This is a genomic window from Streptomyces sp. NRRL F-5123, assembly GCF_000721495.1.
Taxonomy (GTDB): domain Bacteria; phylum Actinomycetota; class Actinomycetes; order Streptomycetales; family Streptomycetaceae; genus Actinacidiphila.
In genome coordinates, this window is the sequence record NZ_JOHY01000133.1 from 1 (window position 1) to 2,463 (window position 2,463).

General features: G+C 75.6%; 1 protein-coding gene. It reads left to right on the forward strand.

The window, feature by feature from the left end; genetic code table 11:
- The coding region (locus IH54_RS0138440; protein ID WP_031526155.1) for a polyketide synthase dehydratase domain-containing protein at positions 1–2,463 on the forward strand (2,463 nt) is incomplete at both ends.

The following is a 2,463-nucleotide window of genomic DNA, read 5'->3' on the forward strand; positions in this document are numbered from 1 at the left end:
CACCACCTCACCACCCAACTCGCCCACGCCCACACCACCGGACTCACCCCCACCTACACCCAAACCACCACCACACCCACCACCACCCAAACCACCACCGACCTCCCCACCTACCCCTTCCAACACCACCACTACTGGCTGGACATGGACAGCGGACCGGGTGACCTGACGGCGGCCGGACTCGCGGCGGTGGGGCACGCGCAGCTCAGCGCGGCCGTCGAACTCGCCGACGGCGGGCTGGTGCTGACCGGTGTGCTCCCGGCGGCGGGCGGCGGCAGCTGGCTCGACGACCACGCGGTGGCGGGCGTTCCCCTCGTGCCGGGCGCGGCTCTCGTGGAGTGGGCACTTCGCGCCGCCGACGAGGCAGGGAGCGGCGGCATCGACGAACTCGCCCTCCACACCCCCCTCGTACTCCCCACCACCGGCACCTGGCCGCCACCGGACGCCGAACCGGTGGACACGGCCGATTTCTACGCCCGCGCCGAAGCGGCGGGTTACGGCTACGGACCGGCCTTCCAGGGCCTGGTGGCCGCCTGGCGGCAGGGCGCCGACCTGCTCGCCGAGGTCGTGCTCCCCGAGCAGGCCCGCAGCGGCGCCGCCGGTTTCGGCGTCCACCCGGCCCTCCTGGACGCCGCCCTGCACCCCCTCGCCCTCGACCGCGCCACCGACCCCGGCGGTGACGGGCAGATCCTGCTTCCCTTCGCCTGGAGCGGCGTCACCCTGCACGCCACCGGCGCCACCCGCGTCCGCGTCCGGATGACCCCGCTGGAGCACGGCCTCCGCCTTCTGGTGGCCGACGCCGCGGGAGCCGCGGTGCTGCGCGCGGAGTCGGTGACGGTACGGCCGACCAGCACGCGGCAGTTGCGCGACGTGCGGACGCGGCCGGTGGACGGGCTGTTCGCCGTCGCCTGGACGCCGCTGCCCGAACAGGCCGGGACGGCGCAGACGGGTGCGCCGTCGGACTGGGCATGCCTCGGGGAGGGGCTGCTGCCGCCCGAACTGCCGTGCCACGCCGACGTGTCCGCGCTGCTCGCGGCCACCGGCCCGCTCCCGGCGACCGTGCTGGCCGGTGTCCCGCCGGTGGCGGACGGCCCCGATTCCGCGACGGCCGCGCTGGACGCCGTGACGGACGTGCTCGCGCTCGCTCAACGGTGGCTCGCCGAGCCGCTGTTGGCGGACTCGCTGCTGGTGGCCGTCACCCGCGGGGCGGTCGCGGCGGGAGGGGCCGCGCCCGACCCGGCGGCGGCTGCCGTGTGGGGCCTGCTGCGCAGCGCGCAGGCGGAGGAGCCGGGCCGCTTCGTGCTGTGCGACCTCGACGAGGCGGCGGGCCCCGCCGCGCTGCTCGACGCCGTCGCCCGGGCGGTGGCCCGCGACGAGCCGCAGGTGGCCGTACGGGCCGGGCGCGTACTCGTACCGCGGCTGGAGCGGGCCGCGCCGCCGGAACTGGCGCCGCCGCCGGGCGAGCAGGCCTGGCGGCTGGCAGCGGACGGCTCCGGCACGGTCGAGGGCGTGTCGGCGGTGGCCTGCCCGGAGGTGCTGGAGCCGCTGGCACCCGGTCAGGTGCGGGTCGGGGTCCGCGCGGCGGGCGTCAACTTCCGCGACGTGCTGATCCTGCTGGGGATGTACCCGGACGAGGGTGTCTTCCGCGGCAGCGAGGGCGCGGGGGTGGTGCTGGAGGTCGCACCGGACGTGACGTCGGTGGCGCCCGGGGACCGGGTGTTCGGACTGCTCGAAGGGGCGTTCGGGCCCGTCACGGTCGCTGACGCCCGCACGCTCGTGCCCGTGCCGCCCGGCTGGACGGACGTCCAGGCGGCCGCGATCCCCGTCGCCTTCCTCACCGCCTGGTACGGCCTGGTCGACCTCGGCCGGCTGCGGGCGGGGGACACCGTGCTGATCCACGCAGCGACGGGCGGGGTGGGCACCGCCGCCGTACAGATCGCACGGCACATCGGTGCCGAGGTCTACGCGACGGCAAGTCCGGGCAAGCACGCGGTGCTTGAGGCGATGGGCATCGACGAGGCCCACCGCGCGTCCTCGCGCGACCTGGACTTCGAGGCGGCGTTCCGGGAGGCCGCCGGGAGCGTGGACGTCGTCCTCAACTGCCTCGCCGGGGACTTCACCGACGCCTCGCTGCGGCTGCTCGGCGAGGGCGGACGCTTCATCGAGATGGGCAAGACCGACATCCGCGACACGGACTACCTGGCCGCCACCTACCCCGGCATCGACTACCAGTTCTACGACCTGGTACCCCGCGCGGGCCTTGACCACGTGCACCGCATGCTGACGACACTGGCGGGCCTCTTCGCCGACGGCGCCCTGGCACCGCCGCCGGTCACGACCTGGCCGCTCGCCGAAGCCCGCGACGCGCTGCGCCACATGAGCCAGGCCAAGCACACCGGCAAGCTCGTCCTCACCGTCCCCCCGGCACTGGACCGCAACGGCACCGTCCTGATCACCGGCGGC